Source organism: Dyadobacter sp. 3J3 (assembly GCF_009801115.1).
Taxonomy (GTDB): Bacteria; Bacteroidota; Bacteroidia; order Cytophagales; family Spirosomataceae; genus Dyadobacter.
This window is the reverse complement of sequence record NZ_VTOL01000006.1, coordinates 389269-406772: the sequence shown is the minus strand read 5'-3', so window position 1 is coordinate 406772 and position 17504 is coordinate 389269. Positions and strand designations below refer to the sequence as shown.

At 43.0% G+C, this 17504-nt stretch carries 12 protein-coding genes and 1 pseudogene; 4 read left to right on the top strand and 9 right to left on the bottom strand.

The window, feature by feature from the left end; genetic code table 11:
* Positions 1-249: 249 nt before the first annotated feature.
* From FZF08_RS15655 to FZF08_RS15630, 6 genes and pseudogenes are all read right to left on the bottom strand, one after another.
* A complete protein-coding gene (locus FZF08_RS15655) occupies positions 250-558 on the bottom strand; it encodes a helix-turn-helix domain-containing protein (protein ID WP_159470334.1) in 309 nt (102 codons plus the stop codon).
* A pseudogene (locus FZF08_RS31800) lies at positions 545-733 on the bottom strand (type II toxin-antitoxin system RelE/ParE family toxin); the annotation flags it as partial. The gene FZF08_RS15655 and the pseudogene FZF08_RS31800, both read right to left, overlap by 14 nt.
* Positions 734-1213: 480 nt before the next feature.
* Positions 1214-1660 carry a hypothetical protein gene (locus FZF08_RS15645; RefSeq protein ID WP_159470332.1) on the bottom strand — a complete coding sequence of 149 codons (447 nt, stop codon included), beginning with the start codon at positions 1658-1660 and terminating at the stop codon, positions 1214-1216.
* A 158-nt stretch (positions 1661-1818) separates the two neighbouring features.
* Entirely contained in the window at positions 1819-3843 is a 2025-nt protein-coding gene (locus FZF08_RS15640) for a glycoside hydrolase family 3 N-terminal domain-containing protein (RefSeq protein ID WP_159470330.1), read from the bottom strand.
* Between the two features lie 443 nt (positions 3844-4286).
* A complete protein-coding gene (locus FZF08_RS15635; protein WP_159470328.1) occupies positions 4287-5081 on the bottom strand; it encodes an AraC family transcriptional regulator in 795 nt (264 codons plus the stop codon).
* A 4-nt stretch (positions 5082-5085) separates the two neighbouring features.
* On the bottom strand, positions 5086-6072 hold the full coding sequence (locus FZF08_RS15630) for an aldehyde reductase (protein WP_159470326.1): 987 nt from the start codon (positions 6070-6072) through the stop codon (positions 5086-5088).
* Between the two features lie 411 nt (positions 6073-6483).
* On the opposite strand from FZF08_RS15630, the gene FZF08_RS15625 reads away from it, so the two are divergent.
* Positions 6484-7698: an exo-beta-N-acetylmuramidase NamZ domain-containing protein gene (locus FZF08_RS15625; RefSeq protein ID WP_159470324.1), complete on the top strand. Its 1215-nt coding sequence runs from the start codon at positions 6484-6486 to the stop codon at positions 7696-7698.
* Between the two features lie 55 nt (positions 7699-7753).
* On the opposite strand, the gene FZF08_RS15620 is transcribed toward FZF08_RS15625, so the two are convergent.
* Positions 7754-9301: a carbon-nitrogen hydrolase family protein gene (locus FZF08_RS15620; protein WP_159470322.1), complete on the bottom strand. Its 1548-nt coding sequence runs from the start codon at positions 9299-9301 to the stop codon at positions 7754-7756.
* Between the two features lie 503 nt (positions 9302-9804).
* On the opposite strand from FZF08_RS15620, the gene FZF08_RS32055 reads away from it, so the two are divergent.
* The 3 genes from FZF08_RS32055 to FZF08_RS15610 all read left to right on the top strand — a co-directional run bounded on the left by FZF08_RS32055 (position 9805) and on the right by FZF08_RS15610 (position 11860).
* Positions 9805-9936 (top strand): hypothetical protein, encoded by a 132-nt coding sequence (locus FZF08_RS32055; protein ID WP_255463642.1) that lies wholly within the window; start codon positions 9805-9807, stop codon positions 9934-9936.
* A 145-nt stretch (positions 9937-10081) separates the two neighbouring features.
* The gene (locus FZF08_RS15615) at positions 10082-10999 is read left to right on the top strand and encodes a GlxA family transcriptional regulator (protein WP_159470320.1); all 918 of its coding nucleotides are present in this window, start codon (positions 10082-10084) and stop codon (positions 10997-10999) included.
* An 87-nt stretch (positions 11000-11086) separates the two neighbouring features.
* A complete protein-coding gene (locus tag FZF08_RS15610; protein ID WP_200837100.1) occupies positions 11087-11860 on the top strand; it encodes a DJ-1/PfpI family protein in 774 nt (257 codons plus the stop codon).
* Between the two features lie 74 nt (positions 11861-11934).
* Here FZF08_RS15610 and FZF08_RS15605 read toward each other — a convergent pair whose 3' ends face one another.
* Both FZF08_RS15605 and FZF08_RS15600 read right to left on the bottom strand, forming a co-directional pair.
* Positions 11935-15498: a carboxypeptidase-like regulatory domain-containing protein gene (locus FZF08_RS15605; RefSeq protein WP_159470468.1), complete on the bottom strand. Its 3564-nt coding sequence runs from the start codon at positions 15496-15498 to the stop codon at positions 11935-11937.
* 447 nt (positions 15499-15945) lie between these two features.
* Positions 15946-17454 carry a PQQ-dependent sugar dehydrogenase gene (locus FZF08_RS15600; protein ID WP_159470318.1) on the bottom strand — a complete coding sequence of 503 codons (1509 nt, stop codon included), beginning with the start codon at positions 17452-17454 and terminating at the stop codon, positions 15946-15948.
* Positions 17455-17504: the final 50 nt, after the last annotated feature.

Genomic DNA, 17504 nt, shown 5'->3' with positions numbered 1-17504 from the left:
GGACGGGTTTTACTGCCAAAGACCGCCGGTTGGCTTATATACTGTCTTTATAAATATTTAAAAATCCCGTACGGTAGAATCCAAGTCTCATCTTTTTTATTCGTCCATACATGTAAACATGGTCAGTATACGCCAGCAATACAGTATTTCCAGATTCGTCCGCCAATAAAGTTAAACTTTGCATAAACGTCCAATCGAAGACGTACAGCCCAGCTTTTACCAATACCTTGTCGTGCTTACGGCTTATTGTCAGTAAACCAGTTTTTGTTTATTCAGTTCAACATTGAAGTTTACTTTTGCTCCTAATGCTTCAAATACTTTTAAGATTGTCGTGAACCTTGCGTCTGTCGTACTGTTTTCAATTTTAGAAATTTGAGCTTTCTTCACACCAACAAGTTCACCCAATTCTTCCTGTGTTAAATTTCGTTCTTTTCTGGCTTGTTTAATAGCAAGTCCCAACAAGTCAAGGCGTAATTCGCTTTCAAATGCGTCTCGCTTTTTTGTACCTTTTTCCCCTATGTACTTGTCGGTGAGGTCTTCCAAATCATATGTTTTCATTTCTTTTTATTTTTGCCGTTAAGTGTTGTTCTCTCAATTTTTCTGCTCTTTCAATTTCGCTTTTCGGAATTTTGTCAGTTTTCTTAATTAAACCGTGTGTTGAAATTACAACTGTGTCAGCTTTATCGCTTTTGTCCCAAAATGCAAAAAGCCTGTAATAGGTTTTGTTATATTTCGTTCTAAATTCTCAAATTTCGTCTTGCAATTTCTTGAAAAGTTCTTTGTCGTTAGTACTTCGTGCTTTCCAAATATTGTAAACAATTTTGTCTCTGGCTTTTTTGTCTAGGCCGTCCAAAAAACATTTTGCGTCTTCTAAAAGCAGTACCCGAAATTTGTAGTGATCCATCCAAACGCTAATTTCCTCAAAGATTAAAGTTTCTTACTTAGGAAACAAGCGTTTTTCAATAAAAGGCGAAGGAGCCTTTGTTTTAGCCTGCGAAGTCTTGTCGCGGCCCAGAAATGCTGACGCATACGGCAAAATCCAAGTCGCGTACATTTTTATACACACATGTAAACATTGTCAGTATACACCACCAACAACACATACCAAAGTATAAGATTTAAAAAGCTACACGCTTACGGCTTAACCACCAAAACAAAAAAAGGACCAGCCAACCAACCAGTCCCTCCAAAAAAAATTCAAAAACTTTCAAAATCAGTTCATAACCCAATCCAGAAAATCATTAAAATACCCAAAAATCAAAGTATCATCGTTGAAAGCCTGCGGTTCGTGGCTTGCTTTGAAATCTGCAACGTATTCCCCATTTTCATGCTGGCAAAAGTAGATGCCGATATCTCCGCTTTGTAAGGGTTTAAAGGCAAGTTGTCTCCCGATTTTCAGGTTTTCCTTGTCGCTCGAATCCAGGATTTTTGCAGCTGGTCTTTCAATGTGCAGCAGGTTGAGATATATAATGTTCCCGTCTGTGCCTTCCGTCTGGATGACATGTGCAAAGTTTTGAAAGTCAGCAGTTTCTATAATTTGGTTCAGTGTGGCGATCACCGACGGTGCAACGTTGGCAGTCCATTCCTGTTTTTTTCTGGCCGTCGTCGATAGCTTAAATTTGTATTGCGCGGCTTTTGTCTGTATGTCAATAAGGTTCATTTCTGAAAAAGGATTAGTTATTTTAAAGATCTAAATGCAACAAAAAACCCGGACGGAAATTATCCGGAATCCCGTGGCTTATGTTGTATTTGATCAACAGAAAAGAACCCTGCCAGACATATTTGTACTTTGGCTTGAAGTTTGGGGAAATAGTTTAATTAGTAACCCAAACCATAACCAAAATCAAACAGCCCATACCCCTTCGGCTCCATAAAACCTGGAATATCCGATTTATTATCAGCGACGACCTGGTTCGAAATGGGAATAGTAAACGGCATTTTACCGGATGGACTGAATTTTCCGCTTACGATATCCAGTAATGCTTCGGAGGTCGTTCCAAAGGTGGCGAGTATGGTTTTGGCATTTCCTTCGATTTCATCAAGCACCCAGGGACTGGAAAAGTTAATGGCCACGACGGTTGGTTTGCTTTTTATCAGCTCATTGACGTGTGCCACATCAATTTTATTTTTGGATAAATTCAGCTCGATCGGCTTGTTGCCGGAAGCGAACAAACCGCCTGCACTTGGAATGAGCCATAGCACGATCACATCCGCCTCCTCTTTGGCCGAAACAAATTCCAGGCCGCTTGTCGAATTTGTCGGTTTCTGTACGGTGATCGGACTGCCTGCACGACCATTGTCATAATACGTTTCAAAATATACTTTTGTTTTTGGTTTAAGCGGGAGCGTTTTGGCGGCATTTCTCAGCAACACAATCGATTTCCGCTGCGCCAGATCAGCCTTTTTCTGAAATTCGGCATTGCCAACCAGTTGTTGGGCTTTTTGGGCATCCACATAAGGATTTTCAAAAAGACCGAGCACAAATTTCTCCTGCAGTAAACGCGCAACCGACTCGTCGATTCGGGCTTCGGTAACCAGTCCTTTTTTGACCGTTTCCAGCAAAATAGTTGGATCGGCCGTTCCTGAAAACAGGTCGACGCCCGCATTCAGTGCTTTTTGATAACGCTGTTGAAGCGACAGATTTTCTACACCCCAAGGCATCATTTCAATCGGGCCGGTATCGGAATTGATAATTCCTTTGAAACCTAACTTTTTCCGAAGCAGATCCTGGATAATCGCCTTGTTGTATGAAAACCCGACTTCTTCAAATTCCTTCCCTTTCGGACTGGAATAGTAAGGCATAATGGCTGAGGTACCGGCTGCGATTGCCGCTTTGAATGGTTTCAGGTGATATTCGAAATTATTGCCGGGATAATGCGAAAACTTCCCCCAGTCAAAATGAGAATCCATGCCATTCACCTGAGGGCCACCTCCGGGAAAATGTTTGGTGGTCATGGCTACAGAGTTTTTGCCCAGCTGTGTCCCTTGAAAACCCAGGATAATCTCCCGGATCATGCTGGAAGCCAGGTCTGCATCTTCACCAAAAGTGCCTTCAATTCGTTGCCAGCGTGGTTCAGTCGCCAGATCGGCCATGTACATATATCCCTTACGCAAACCCGTAGCGGTCCATTCCTCGCGGGCAATGTCGGCAAACTCGCGGGTCAGTTTCAAATCACGCATCGCTGCCAGTCCGAGTTCCCCCGGCCATTTTGAGAACGTCGTCGCGCCTACACTCAACCCAATGGCGGCATCGATGGTAATATGGTTACGGGGATTCGAAGCAACAATGGCAGGAATTCCCAGCCGTGATGTTTCGCAAAGCTGCTGAAGATTATTGGCCCATGCAGCGATGATACCCGCAGACGGATTGGCTCTCAGAATAAAATGGCGCAGCTGGTATTGATTCACCCCTTTCGTTGTCCCGGCCGATGACATAATGGGGATTTCCAGAGGCTTTCTGGTAAATATATTGTTGGGCTGGATTAAATCTTCTTCATTAAAATTACTGGTGATCTCACTTTTCGGTGCATTGGGCTGAAAGGCATTATCGCCGCCCATCCGGGTTGTACTAATCAGCATGAACCCTATTTTCTCCTCCAGACTCATTTGAGAAACCAGGTCTTTCACACGTGTTTCTACGGAAAGCCGCCAATCCTCATACTTATCAAGTTTTCCATTTTTGTTCAAATCTTTAAAAGTAAGCCCGTTTTGATCCAGCACTTTTACAGATTTATAACCGAGCTCAGGCTGACTAATACGCTGTGCCTGCGTAGCATGAACGAAAAGTAAAAACACGCTCAGCCTCAAACCTGCCCCAACTATTTTTTTGTATTGTAGATGCATAAAACTGAATAAGTAAGTTGCTGAAAAATAGTAGATTGGCAAGCAGTTAGTCATTTAGTACAACCCTGACGGATTGTATTGAATAAGCTAAAAAATGCTGCATTAATATAGACGGAAGTGCGGGAGATTTACCCTGTATGGTTGCGGTTAATTTGCCTGGATGCTCAAAATTTAACCCATGGCTTACCGGCTTCATTTGTATAGTCACAACCCGAGCAAGATGTTTTTGAGGACACAAACATCGGCAGTGGAGACAAAAATCGGCAGCAAATTTCTTGAATGGCACCAAATTGTTTCTTATTATTGTTATCAAGAAAAATATGATGTTTTAAAATGGTAGCCGTCGAACAAAACATTAAATCATATCTCACGCAAATCAAAAAATATAAGCAAAAAAACCGCTAAGAAAGTTTGCGTTAACAGCGCTTTTTCATAGATAGCATTTATGCACTCCTCAGAATAATCTTCGACGGAGCTTCCCCAAATTCCTTTTTGAATGCAAAGGAAAAATGTGAGAAATCCTCAAAACCAACTTCCAGATATACGTCGCCGGGTTTCTGTTTTTGTTGTGTGATCCGAAAATAGGCGTCTTCCAATCTTTTCTTTTTAAGCCAGTTTCCGGGATTTGTTCCAAAGGTCTTCTGAAAATCGCGTTTGAATGAGGATAAGCTTCGGCCAGTGAGAAAAGCGAATCTTTCCAGACTGATATTAAAACGGAAATTGAGATTCATGTAGGCTTCCAATTCTATTTTAGAAGGCATACCAAAGTAGAAAAAAACGTTCGCCAGTTCAGGTTCCGACTTCAATAATATGATCAGCAGTTCCTCTCTTTTTATATCGGCAAAAGATTCTTCCAATTGTAAATCTCCGGTATAATACGGTTCCAGCGACTGAATATAGTTTTTTATCAACCTGCTTTCTTCTATAAAAAGAAACGTGTCCCTTTGGGTGGCAGGTCGGGTCTCAACCGGATGCCGTTCCAAAAAACGCTTTAAAAAAGGCTCGTCCAGCGTGATGATAATCTTCTCGAACTCACCCTCTTCCTTGTACTTTGTGTAGCGTATCAAATGGTTTTTCCTGGCGATACAATAATCGCCAGGAACCATGTCGTAATGCTTTTGTCCATCAAAAGCCTTCATCGAACCTTTCAGTAAATACAGAAAAAAATGTTCCGGAATAAATTGCTCAGGGGAAATTTCCGGACCAAGATGACAGGACTGTATGTTATTAAATTTCAATTTCTTACGGTTGAATTTTGTTCTGCAAATTTACACTTTTCGCCAGACTATCAACACTTGCCAAAATTGCGTCCTCCGTGCTTATCGGATTCCAGTCCAGTGTTTCCACCGCTTTTTTATTAGACATGGTTACATAAAACATTTCATCCGTCGGCTCCATATCCGCTATGTTTGCTGCCAGCTCGGGCCGTGCATTTTTTATCAGCTGTGCAACATCATAAAAGCTCACCGCGCCGTCGGATGTTGCAAGAAAACGTTGCCCTTTTGCCTCCGGATGCAGCATGGCTTTGATATGAATATCGGCAACATCCCGCACATCCACAACCCCAAATGTAAAAGCCGGACTTTCTTTGATTGTACCGGTCAGGATTCCTGTCACGACACTATCCAGAGATGCCGACGAAATATCTCCCATAACCGGCCCGAAAATCCCGACCGGATTGATAACCGTCAGCTCCATATCCCCGCCTTCTGTATCTATAAAATTCCAGGCCGCTTTTTCTGCTATTGTCTTGGATTTGATATAGGGCACAATTGGTGCGTTTTCATCCGTCCAGTCCAGTTCAGTGAATGTGTGGTCTTTCGGATCTTTGCTGTATCCGATTGCTGCAAACGATGAAGTTAGCACCACTCTTTTTACACCTGCATTCCGTGAAGCACGCAAGACACGTAACGCCCCGTCTCTCGCCGGTATGATGAGCTCGTCTTCATCTTTTGGTTGCTCAGCAGGAAATGGCGATGCAATATGCAGCACATATTCACAATTCTCCACTGCCTCAGTCCAGCCTTCATCTGATGTCAACTCAGCTTCGAAAAAAGATAAGCTGCTGAAATCAGTAATTCCTGCGCTACTAAGGGCATGGATGATATTTTCTTTTTTAGACAAAGAGCGAAGGGTGGTGCGCACCTGGTATCCCTGCTGCATTAATTGAAAAATGGTATGTACGCCTACAAATCCGGTTCCACCTGTTACCAATACGATATTCTTCATTTTTATAAATTGTTAAATTGGAAATTTGATTTATCTCTTTTCCGCAAAATCACGGAACTGTTTAAGAGATTGCATCATGAAATGATGTATTTTATCCACATAAGTGGTTTCATTTCATTGATGTTACAAAGTTCTGCATTATCGCTTCAAATGATTTTGTTGTGAGGTTCAATTTTATTTTGTTGTACGGGTCATCCCTTGCTGTCCAAACCGGTAATTTGCGCAGTCTGCTCCTCTTTGGTTTTATGGCGTCTTTCCAGGCAACTGCCAAAAAATCCGCAGACTGGTTTGACCGTTATGGCTTTCGTGGTAACGTAAGATTTATAGATTCCGTTACATTTAAAAACATAAAGTTTACAATACCGGATTTGACCTGTATATATTTGCATTCCATTGAATTAAATGTTTGTCATGAAATTTACCCTGCTTTTTCTAGGCATCGCCACAGCATTTTGCTTGACATTGAAACAACATGTCGTCACTGACCGTATTTTAGTAGCAGCACCCATCAAAACCGGTGCAGACCAAACGGAATTATATGTGCCGTATCTGAAAGGTAAACGTGTCGCCATTATGGCCAACCCTACCTCGGTCATTGGAAAAACGCATCTTGTAGATTCTTTACAAAAAATGGGCGTTAAAATCGTCAAGGCTTTTGGCCCGGAACATGGATTCCGGGGTAACAAAAGTGCTGGAGACCATTTGGATGATGAAATTGATCATGCAACCGGAATTCCGTTAATATCCTTGTACGGAAAGAAAAACAAACCCACCAAAGAAGACCTGGCTGATGTGGATGTGCTGATCTATGACTTACAGGATGTCGGTGTTCGTTTTTATACAAATATCAATGCGCTTTCCCGGTTAATGGAAGCGTGCTTTGAAAGCGGCAAGGAATTATTGATCCTCGATCGCCCGAATCCAAATGCGTATCTGATCGATGGGCCGGTACTGGACATGAAGTATAAATCTGGTATCGGGATGTTTCCAATTCCGATGTCCCACGGTTTGACAGTGGCTGAATTTGCGCAAATGGCCAATGGTGAAGGATGGCTGACCAACAAGGTAAAATGCAAATTAAGGATTGTGAAAGTTGCCAACTACAATCATGAAATGCCGTATACCCTGCCCGTAAAACCCTCCCCTAATTTGAATTCACAACAAGCGATCATGCTGTATCCTTCTACCTGTATGTTTGAAGGAGTCTATATTAACCATGGTCGTGGCACCAATTCACCTTTCACAATTTTAGGCAGTCCTGATTATAAAGGCATTTATTCCTTTTCATTTACGCCAACCAGCATCAAGGGCATGGCTGAGAAACCCATCTTTATGGACACGGTTTGTTACGGTCTGGATTTACGAAATTATGATGTAACGCTGCTCCGAAAAAGCAAACAGATCAACCTGCAATGGATCATGGAATTGTACAAGGCACATCCACACAAAGAAAAATTTTTCGAAAAGCTGAGCGACCAGATGAACTCCATCGAAGTTCAGATTGGTACCGGTGAGTTCCGCCAGCAGATTATCAATGGTGTGTCAGAAAAAGACATTCGTGCGAGCTGGGAACCTAGCCTGAGCCAGTATAAAAATATGCGAAAAAAATATTTGCTGTATAAGTAACAGGGGATGATAACATCATCACAAATTAATTACACAGCAAATATTCGCTTTTATATCATTTCTCTAAATTACGCATGATTGAATAAATATCAGTTCTACGGTCCTTCAAATTTCGAACACTCCCAAATTGATTTAATTCCCGCAGCATATCAATGTCGACGTCTGCAATTAAAATCATTTCTGTGTTTGGGGTTGCTTCGGCTTTTATTCCGTTGGTGGGAAACGAAAAATCGCAGGGGGTAAAAACCATGGACTGCGCATATTGAATATCCATATTATGAACTTTCGGCAAGTTACCGACACTGCCCGCGATGGCAACGTAACATTCATTTTCAATAGCTCTTGCCTGCGCACAGTTTCTTACCCTCGAATAGCCATTTTGCGTGTCGGTCAGAAAAGGCACAAATAAAATATTCATTCCTTCATCGGCCAGAATCCGGCCTAATTCAGGGAATTCAACATCATAACAAATGAGGATACCAATTTTTCCGCAGTCGGTATTGAACGTTTTTAAGGTGTTGCCGCCCTGCATACCCCATACCTTTGCTTCATCGGGCGTGACATGTAACTTCTCAAATCGTTCAATCCCACCGTCCCTTTTGCACAAATAACCGACATTGTACAGACTGTTATCGACAACCTCGGGCATACTTCCGGTAATGATGTTTATGTTATAGGAAATGGCCAGCTCAGAAAAGCGGGCTACAATTTTCTCCGTATATTCTGCCAGCTTCCTAATTGCATCCGCTTCTGCAAGATGGTTATAATCAGACATTAATGGAGCATTGAAGAACTCGGGGAACAGCGCAAAATCACATCTGTAACCTGATACCGCATCCACAAAGTATTCTACCTGCTGCATCAGTTCATCAAAATCACTGTACAGCCTCATTTGCCATTGTATCAAACCCAATCTGACGATTGACTTTGTGAAGGCTGCCTGGTCTGAGCTTTTCTCATAATAAACATTATCCCATTCCAGCAGTACTGCATATTCATTTGAGTCTTTATCGCCTTCCAGATACCCTTGCAATATTCTGGCTGGGTGAAAATCGTTCGACAATTGAAAATTAAGAACAGGATCATGTATGTCCTTATTTCTCACTTTTTCAATGTATTCCTTTGGAGAGATGGTGTCGGAATATTGATGGTAATTAGGGATCCTGCCACCAAAAATGATGCCCTTTAGATTTAATTTCTCACAAAGTTCTTTTCTGTAATCATATAAACGCCTTCCCAGCCTCAGGCCACGGTATTTGGGCCGGATAAAAACATCAATCCCGTATAAAACATCTCCTTTTTTGGTGTGGGTATTAAAACTGTAATTTCCGGTTATTTGTCTGTACGTATGTTTCGTATCAACTTTTTCGTAGTCGACAATTATTGATAATGCACAACCGGCCAGCTCATTATCAACCCTTATGCCCACCTGCCCCTCATGAAAAATAGTGGTCAGCGTTTTGATGTGATGTTCTTTCCAATAAGCATCCGGCATACTGGAATAGGTCTCAATCATCATTTCTTTAATCTCTTCGTAATCTCCCGGTTTCAGAAAAACCAGCTCAATATTCTCAATTGACTTTGTGTCTTTGTTAGCTTCCATTGTTTGTTTCTCTCCGTTTCACCTGTATTCTCAGGTCGAATGCCAGAGTTTATTATTGTTATAACCTATTGAATTAAATTGTTTACTTACTAATTCCGCTTTATCAAACAAAGACGAATAATGAACCTTCGATACGTGCAAAATGATCGATACGGTTAAAATTGCGAACAATAAACAGAAGTAACAAAGAAACAGGCAGAAGTTTTAGTAAAAATGAGGAATCCAATAAGGACAGGCTGCGCAAATAGATTTACGCTTCATTCCCTCCATGTACGACTTTAACGGCCTGTTTGGAAATCATCCAAAATTTCCAAACAAATATGCCCCTGCGGTCAATGATCTCGTCTTCCAAAAATTCCCTTCGCTTATTCGTAAAGTGCAATTTTGTTTCCGTTTATCAAAGCAGGTAACAGTAGAACATATCAGATTACGACCTGAACTATCTCAAGGGCCATTGAGATTCAAAAGTTTACTTGTGGTATATCACTAAACCGTTAACCCAAATGAAGGCTGCGAAACACGTGCCTGCATGGCCTGCTTACAATCTCAAAGACAGGCCTACGATGCGTATCGCTGAAAAATGTGATGTCATCGACAACAGGTTTTCCGGAGAAATCGCATGTGGCTTTCGATAGGTAAATTATAACCAGCGTTTTGCTTTTTCTGGTAAATTACTTTCAAGCCATGATCATGAGATCGAAAATAGTTGTTGTTGTCTTTGCCGTTTTTGTAACAGTTACCTTTATGGTATCTTAAATGGCAATCTTTTAAATTTGAAGAATGATATCCAATCGCGTTATATTTTTTGTATTCGACAGTGTTCATCTCTTAGATTTGGCAGGTGCAGTGACCGTTTTTTATGAATCAGGGTGCTGTGGAAAAAGGTATGATATTCATTATGTATCGCCATATCCCAATCCGCGAAGCTCAGCGGGTTTGGGATTTAAGGATGTTGATCCAATAGGTTCGATAACGGTTAACAAGGATGACATCGTTATTGTGGCCGGAATGGAAATTGAAAAATGGAACAGAGCAGATGACCATCTCTGGATACCATGGCTGCGCTCTGCCGCTGCTAGTGGTGCTACGGTTTGTTCAATCTGTACTGCCGCATTTGCACTTGCTGCTGCCGGACTTCTGGACGGTCAAAACTGTACTACACATTGGGCATGGACAATGGCTTTACAACGAAATTATCCTCGTTTAAAAGTATCAGAAAATAAATTGTTTGTACAAAGTGGCCGGATCTTTACCAGCGCTGGCATTGCAACAGGTATAGATCTTGCTCTTTATCTGGTTGAAGAGCAGCATGGGATCGCTTTTGCATGTTTGGTCGCCAAAGACATGGTGGTTTATATTCGCATAGATGGAATGGAAGCACAAAATAGCGTCTACCTCCAAAACAGGCAGCACATCAACCAACATGTACATCAAATACAGGATTATATTACCAAAAACTTACATCATAAATTGACAATAGACGAGTTGGGTGAAATAGTGTTTATAAGTCCACGGAACCTAACCAGATTATTCAAATCTGCCACTGGAATCACCATTGGCCAATATATTCAGCTCCTACGACAAGAAAAAGCGAAGCATTTGCTTAAAGAAAATTATAAAGCAGCATGGGTAGCCAAAGAATGTGGTTATAAAAGTGCAGCCTCTCTGCGGAAATTAGTCAAAATGATTCAAGATTGATAGTAAATCCCAGAATGGCCGGATTAGAACTACGATTGTCCTGATTATTCTGTCCTGTTCCCCTAGTTTTGCCGATAAATTATATATATGAAACAGATACTACTTTTACTTTTAGTATTCCCCTGCTTTGCTTTTGCAAAAGCGAATGGCGCCCAATACGTCTGCCCTCCTTGTGACCATCTTTGCGATGCCATAGTTTTTGAACAGCCAGGCATTTGTACACAGTGCGGAATGACGCTCATTGAAAAAAAAACACAGACGCCAAAGGATGAAAAGATTTCAATATGCTTTTATTTATATGAAGGTGTTGAAGTTCTTGACTTTGCAGGCCCAATGGAAGTTTTTTCTTATGCTGGCTTTAAAGTAATCACTGTTGCAAAGACTAAAACCCCTCTTTTGTCACAAGGTATTTTAAAGATCACTCCGGATTACAGTATTGAAGATGCCCCGCAAACCGATATTTTTGCAGTATTTGGTGGCTCAGACGAGGTTGCAGCAGATGACCCTGAGGTCATATCATGGATAAAATCAAGAGATAAATCCACTAAAACTTACTTTTCCGTATGTACGGGTGCATTTATACTTGGAAAAGCAGGACTACTTGACCGGCTTACCGTAACTACTTTTCATAAAAGTATAGCTAATCTTCAAAAGCAGGTGCCAACAGCCAATGTACTTAACAACGTGCGCTATGTTGACAACGGCAGGATAATTACTACGGCAGGAATTTCGGCTGGTATAGATGGCGCTTTACATTTGGTTGCAAAACTGAGAGGGAAAGAAGTCGCTATTGCGGTGGCCAAACAAATGGAATATGATAAGTATATACCTGAACAAGGACTGGATTTGAGTAATAAGTAACCGGCTTGAAATCACTGATCCTGATTAATTCACTTTGGATTCATAAAAGTAAATTGCTCAAATCTACAAGGGCATTATTGAACCTGGATTACCTGAACACTATGCACCGGTCGGCCACCTGCCGTCACGCCTTGAATCAACACACGCAGCGCATGCACCTTGTCTGATAGCGGAAACCGCAGTTGGTGTTGCCCTTTGCTGTTGGTAAGCATGAGTGGCTTCCAATAGAGTACATCCCGGTCGTCCACAGGTACGGAAATGCTGCTGCCGGAAGTCTCCAAATCATAACGAGGCACATAAAAATCGTGCTGCACCGATGGATAACCAATCACTTGAATCGGCTTCACCCTACTTACCGGACTAGAATTTATCTCCATAGATCTCGCTCTTTTAGTATAAAAAGCGATCACGCCGTTTCCACCACGGACACCATAAATACCCACTGTACTGGCATTCTTAAGAACTTCTATGCGTTCAATGTCTCTTGCATTGAAGTTCATCAATGCGGTACCTTCCGGATCCTGAACGGGAACACCATCCATGAGAAACAAGGGTTGGGTACCACTATTGAAACTGTTTATCCCACGGATAGATACTTTGTATCCAGGCGGCACCGGCGGACCTCCGGGCCTTCCAACAGTTCGCGAAACGGTTACGCCAGCAAATCGTCCCTGAACCATTTCATACAGGTTTGCATATACCGGAGACTTTTCATTAAATACCACAACCGCATCGGCCTCATTGTGCAAACTACGTGCCTGGATATCCTCCGGCCTTTCCTCTGGTTTTTTCGCTTTCACTGTGACTTCGCTGAGCACTTTCGCTGTTTTATCACGGTAAAAGTCTGCGTTTGCTTCTTGTCTGTATTTGGCAGCTTCCAGTTGAGGCCGCAACGCCGACCAGCTTGGTGTTGCCGGTATTTTACCAGTCTCCCATAGTTTGCCAAGGTCTTCACGGATCAAAAAGGAATTAGCAGCAGAAATATGTTTTGATTTGGCATCTGTTATTTGCGCCATCAACTGAACCGTGTCGATGACGGCAAGCCCTGGCATCCGGAAAAGCCCCTGCTGGTCAGCGTCCGCTGATTTTACAAACGACTGTCCCGGACTTGTCGATACCACGGTAATCTGCGCTCCGGGTATTGGCTCCTTCTTCGCATTCAGAATGCGGCCGCTGAAAGATATGCCACCGGGTAATCCGGCGCCCGAAATACCACTGACCCGCCGCCAACCTTGTGTCATTAGCACGTCGTCCAGGCCCCGACGGTTTTCAGCAGTCGGGTTGGCGAGGTAATCGTTTGGGTTGTCGATGCGCCCCCGAAGCTCTCCGGTCAGCAGCAGATGCACAGGCATGGTAGCTTCGCTGGTATCGCCCGGCACTTTTGCGGCATCGGTGATTGAAGCCGACAAGGCCGCTGACGCTGGCGACCCGTTATCATCCAGATACACGCTCATGATCACCTGTTCATGAGGTTGATACCGGGTTTTGTTTAATCCTACTGTAACGCGCACCGGTGCGATGAGACCCGGAATAAACACCAACCGCTCTGCTTGTGGCCTGGAGTCGGCATCGTATAAGGTGACTTGCGCAATACCTGGCAGCCAAACCGTCATGGGCAAACTTATTTTTGCCAAACCATTCTGTAATAAAACCTTCCGCTGGTCGACAACACGGCCTCGCTGCTGGATCAGGATATATACTGAGTCAGTCACAGTACGGTTGGTACTCATGATTGTTAACGCCAGCCGGGTTGTATCACTGACGGCATCGGCTGAAAGGGTAATCCCTGCTGATTCCGGTTTGGTCAATGGAATATGTTGCAACTGATTGTTGTACATCACATCGGCATAGTAAGTCCGCTGAGCATTTGGCTTCATGCTCAGGCTTGTCATTCCCTGCTGATTAGTCTTAAAACGGACTACTTCTGTTCCCTGGTCATCGACAATACGACCATCAATCGCCAGCCCGTGACCATTAGGCTGTACAATTTTGACACCCAGGCGCGCCGGCAGTCCGTAAATCCAGCGCCCACCCTCAGGTAAAATCTGAATGTCAGGCGCCTTAGTAGCAGAATCTCCATCTTCTGATAAATCTCCGCGCTGTAAGTTGTAGATAGCCACAAACCGCTCGAATGCAGGCCGTCTGTTTCCGTCATCTTCATCGGTATAGGCGCGTAGGCGGTACATTCCGGTTCGTAGACTATCGGACAAACGGAAATTGCCCTGGCCACGTCCGTCGACAACCTTAATCCATTGATGCTGTACCAGGATCCCTACGGGCGTTAGCAGGTCTACATGCATGGCCGTTTCACCGCTAATTCGCTCGTGACTGGCCGCGTCGAGCATATATGTGCTCATCCAAAGTTGGTCACCAGTGGCATATATAGTTTTATCAATATGAACAAACACGGTGGGCGACTGAAATTTGAACCGCTCGTTGAAAGCTGTAACAATACGTTCTCCGCAGCTATCAGCTGGTACAAGTTTACCCTGCGTGGCAAATGGACCCGTTAAAAGGATTTTTTTTTCGTCGCCGTCTGGTTTCCAGTCGGCGGGCAGCATCGTAGATAGGCGGTCGTCAGCCATGGAACCTTCAGATACCATCCCTTCGGGTATCGTAACAACCCCGTCGGCAGTCATTTGCATCTGGCCACTGGGCAATCTTATTTCCGTATAAGCATAACGTGCATCCGGGTAGGGGGAGAAACCCGAGGTCGCATTCGTGTAAAACACAACCAGTTTCATAGGCGAAACTAGCCTGCGCTCGGCCGGTAACCGGCCTGGTTGAATTAATGCAGATACTTTAATGGGTATTAAACGTTTATATTCACTGATTGCAGCGGCAAGGGTAATCGTGCGGTGCTCCGCAAGCAATGACTTAGTAGCATCTTCCTGATAAACGAGGAAACCAGCTTGCTCTACTGTGTTACTGACCAGGCTAGCCAATAAATGCCTGGTAGAACCTTTATAGGCAGTAAACCGGTTACGTCGAAACCGTTGGAGTTCACGCTCATTTTCCGGTTTTAGTTCTTCAAAGCGGGCAGTACCGCCTGAAAAAACCTTTCCAGTACCAGCATCGAAATGTTGCAAAGCATAAATCAACCTGTAGCCCAGCGCTTGGTTATCGATGATTAGCGGCGCATCCGCCGTTGCATACAAATGCCCTTTATCTTCCTTAAAATTTAGAACCTCGCTGTTTACAAGCACACATTGCCCTCCGAAAGGCTGCCCGAAAAGTTGCTTTTTAAACTGACGTAAATGCCGCTCCCAGCCCTTCGCGTTTCCCCGCACGGTAACAGCATCCAGCATTTGTACATTCGGTTGCATCTGAAAATTCGCTTTCTGTCCAGATGCATTCTCAAACCGGATTTTTTGAGACACAGACAGGTAACCGACAAATGAAACGGCTATTTCAACCGTACCCAATGGAATGTCGACAAGCGAATATGCTCCCTTTTCGTTGGTAACAGCGCCTTGTGTGCTGCCATTCACATACACATTTGCAAATGGCATCGGCTGTCCGGTTGCGGCATCCGTCACTTGGCCGGAAAGTGTTGCCGTCTTTTGGCTATATGCTGCCTGGGACGTGCTTATTAATAGAATGACAGTTATCCAGACAATAAAAGAGAAGCAACGCATAGCTAGTAAGTTACCCAATATAAAGAACAGGGTTAGCTAATTATACCTATTATACCATGGAGCGAAATCCTAAGCACGCTTCCTCATATTCCCAAAATCCGTTATTTTGCCCATCTTCCAAGTATGATCTCAGTGGTTCATAATCAACCTCGGCGGGAACATAAAGCGCAACCAAATTCCTTGACTTTTGTAATGTATTCGGAATAGAGCCTGGTGTTTTGCAAACATTTAAAGTACTGTCTATTATACTTTATTTAAAAAATATTATTCTAATAATGCCAGGTCCAGACTTTTGCAATATGTCAATAATGAACACCCAATTCATCGTCAGTACCAACCAAATCTCCAATATCAAGATATTTCGCTAAGATACTTTAAAGCTAGGTCTTTGATTGAGCACCTGCATTTTCGGATGCTCAATCAAAGACTCCGGTAAATATCCCGGTATTAATTCAAACTATTCTTAATTCTAATCACCTTCCCATTCATTTCATCAGAAAGCAGATACAATTTCCCAGCTGGACTTTGCACCACTTTACGTATCCTCAATCTGCTGTCTGTAAACAGTTCTTCCGCGCTTATAATTTTTTCACCTTCGATGACCATACGCCACAAACTTCCACGGGACAATCCTCCAACGATCAGATTACCATTCCAGATCGCAAATTCATTACCAGAATAAAATTGCAGGCCGGTAGGTGCCACGGTCTGCGGCCAGTACCATAATGGATCGGTATAATTAACTGTCGAATCAGATTGAGGTTTAAAATCTGCATAGCGATATTTACCGGTTGTCTTGACAGGCCAGCCATAGTTCGCCCCTGCTTTCAAAATATTGATTTCGTCACCCTGGTGCGTCCCGTGTTCTGTAAACCATAAAGTACCGGAAGATTTATTGACAGTTATGCCTTGTGCAGCTCTGATGCCAACAGCATATAAACCCGGGACAGCCTGCGACCCGAAATCAGGATTGTCGACAGGGATCGTCCCATCCGAATTGATGCGGTAAATTTTCCCTCTTTTGTCTTGAATATTCTGTGCGATTGGGATAAGCGGCTGATCCTTCTCTGTGAATAATCTTTCTCCGATCGTAAAATATAATTTACCGTCTTCTCCAAAAACCATCCCGCCTCCATAATGATAACGCTCTGTGGTGTATGGTTCTGCTACAAATAAAGTTTTGATACCTTTCAATGAACTTCCTGAAAGTGTTGCCCTGATAATTTTTGTAGTTCGAAGATTACCCCTTTGCGCTGCGTATGAAAGGTATATAAATTGATTTTTAATGAAATCCGGATCCAATACAACCTCAAATCTGCCGGTATTATCGCCAAAACCGATCAGACTGTCAGACATATCAGCGGGAAATCCGTTTATCTTCGTTCTTTCTTTATTAAGTAAGTTGATTTTTACCAGGTCGCCATCCTTTTCAGATACCAGCGCATCCTCTTCTGTCATAAAGGCTATGCTCCAGGGACGCTTCAATCCCTCAAAAACGATTTCTTTTTCAGGCCGTATAGCGTTGATGTCGAAAGTTTTGTGAGGTTTGTTCGTTGAAATCTTGTCAGCAATCACCCAGCCTTCGCTCGTCTTCATCAAATTAAAATAATCAGTAAACAAATCCTTTCCCGTACTGATCTCCACTTTCGCACTGCCCATGTTATTAGTAATATCAACCGATACCAGCCGGGTCTGCAAGTTTTTGGGACTGACACGGTGTTTGAGCAAACTGAGATATTGTTTTTTTGAATATTCGATAAATTTTCCATCCCGGTAATTTTTCAGATGACAGGAGGCATGCATCGCTTTACCTATTTTCGTGGAATCACCGGTTGCCCATCCGTCAAAATACAATTGGATTGTGTTTTCAATGAGTTGCCGCTCTGTGGGAATATTCTGAGCTTGAACAGTTAAATAAAACGACAATAATGCCATTAATAAGATTACTTGTTTCATTAAATAATAGTTTTTGGTCTCCCGTGGCAGATTTTGCCATCGGTTGTCCA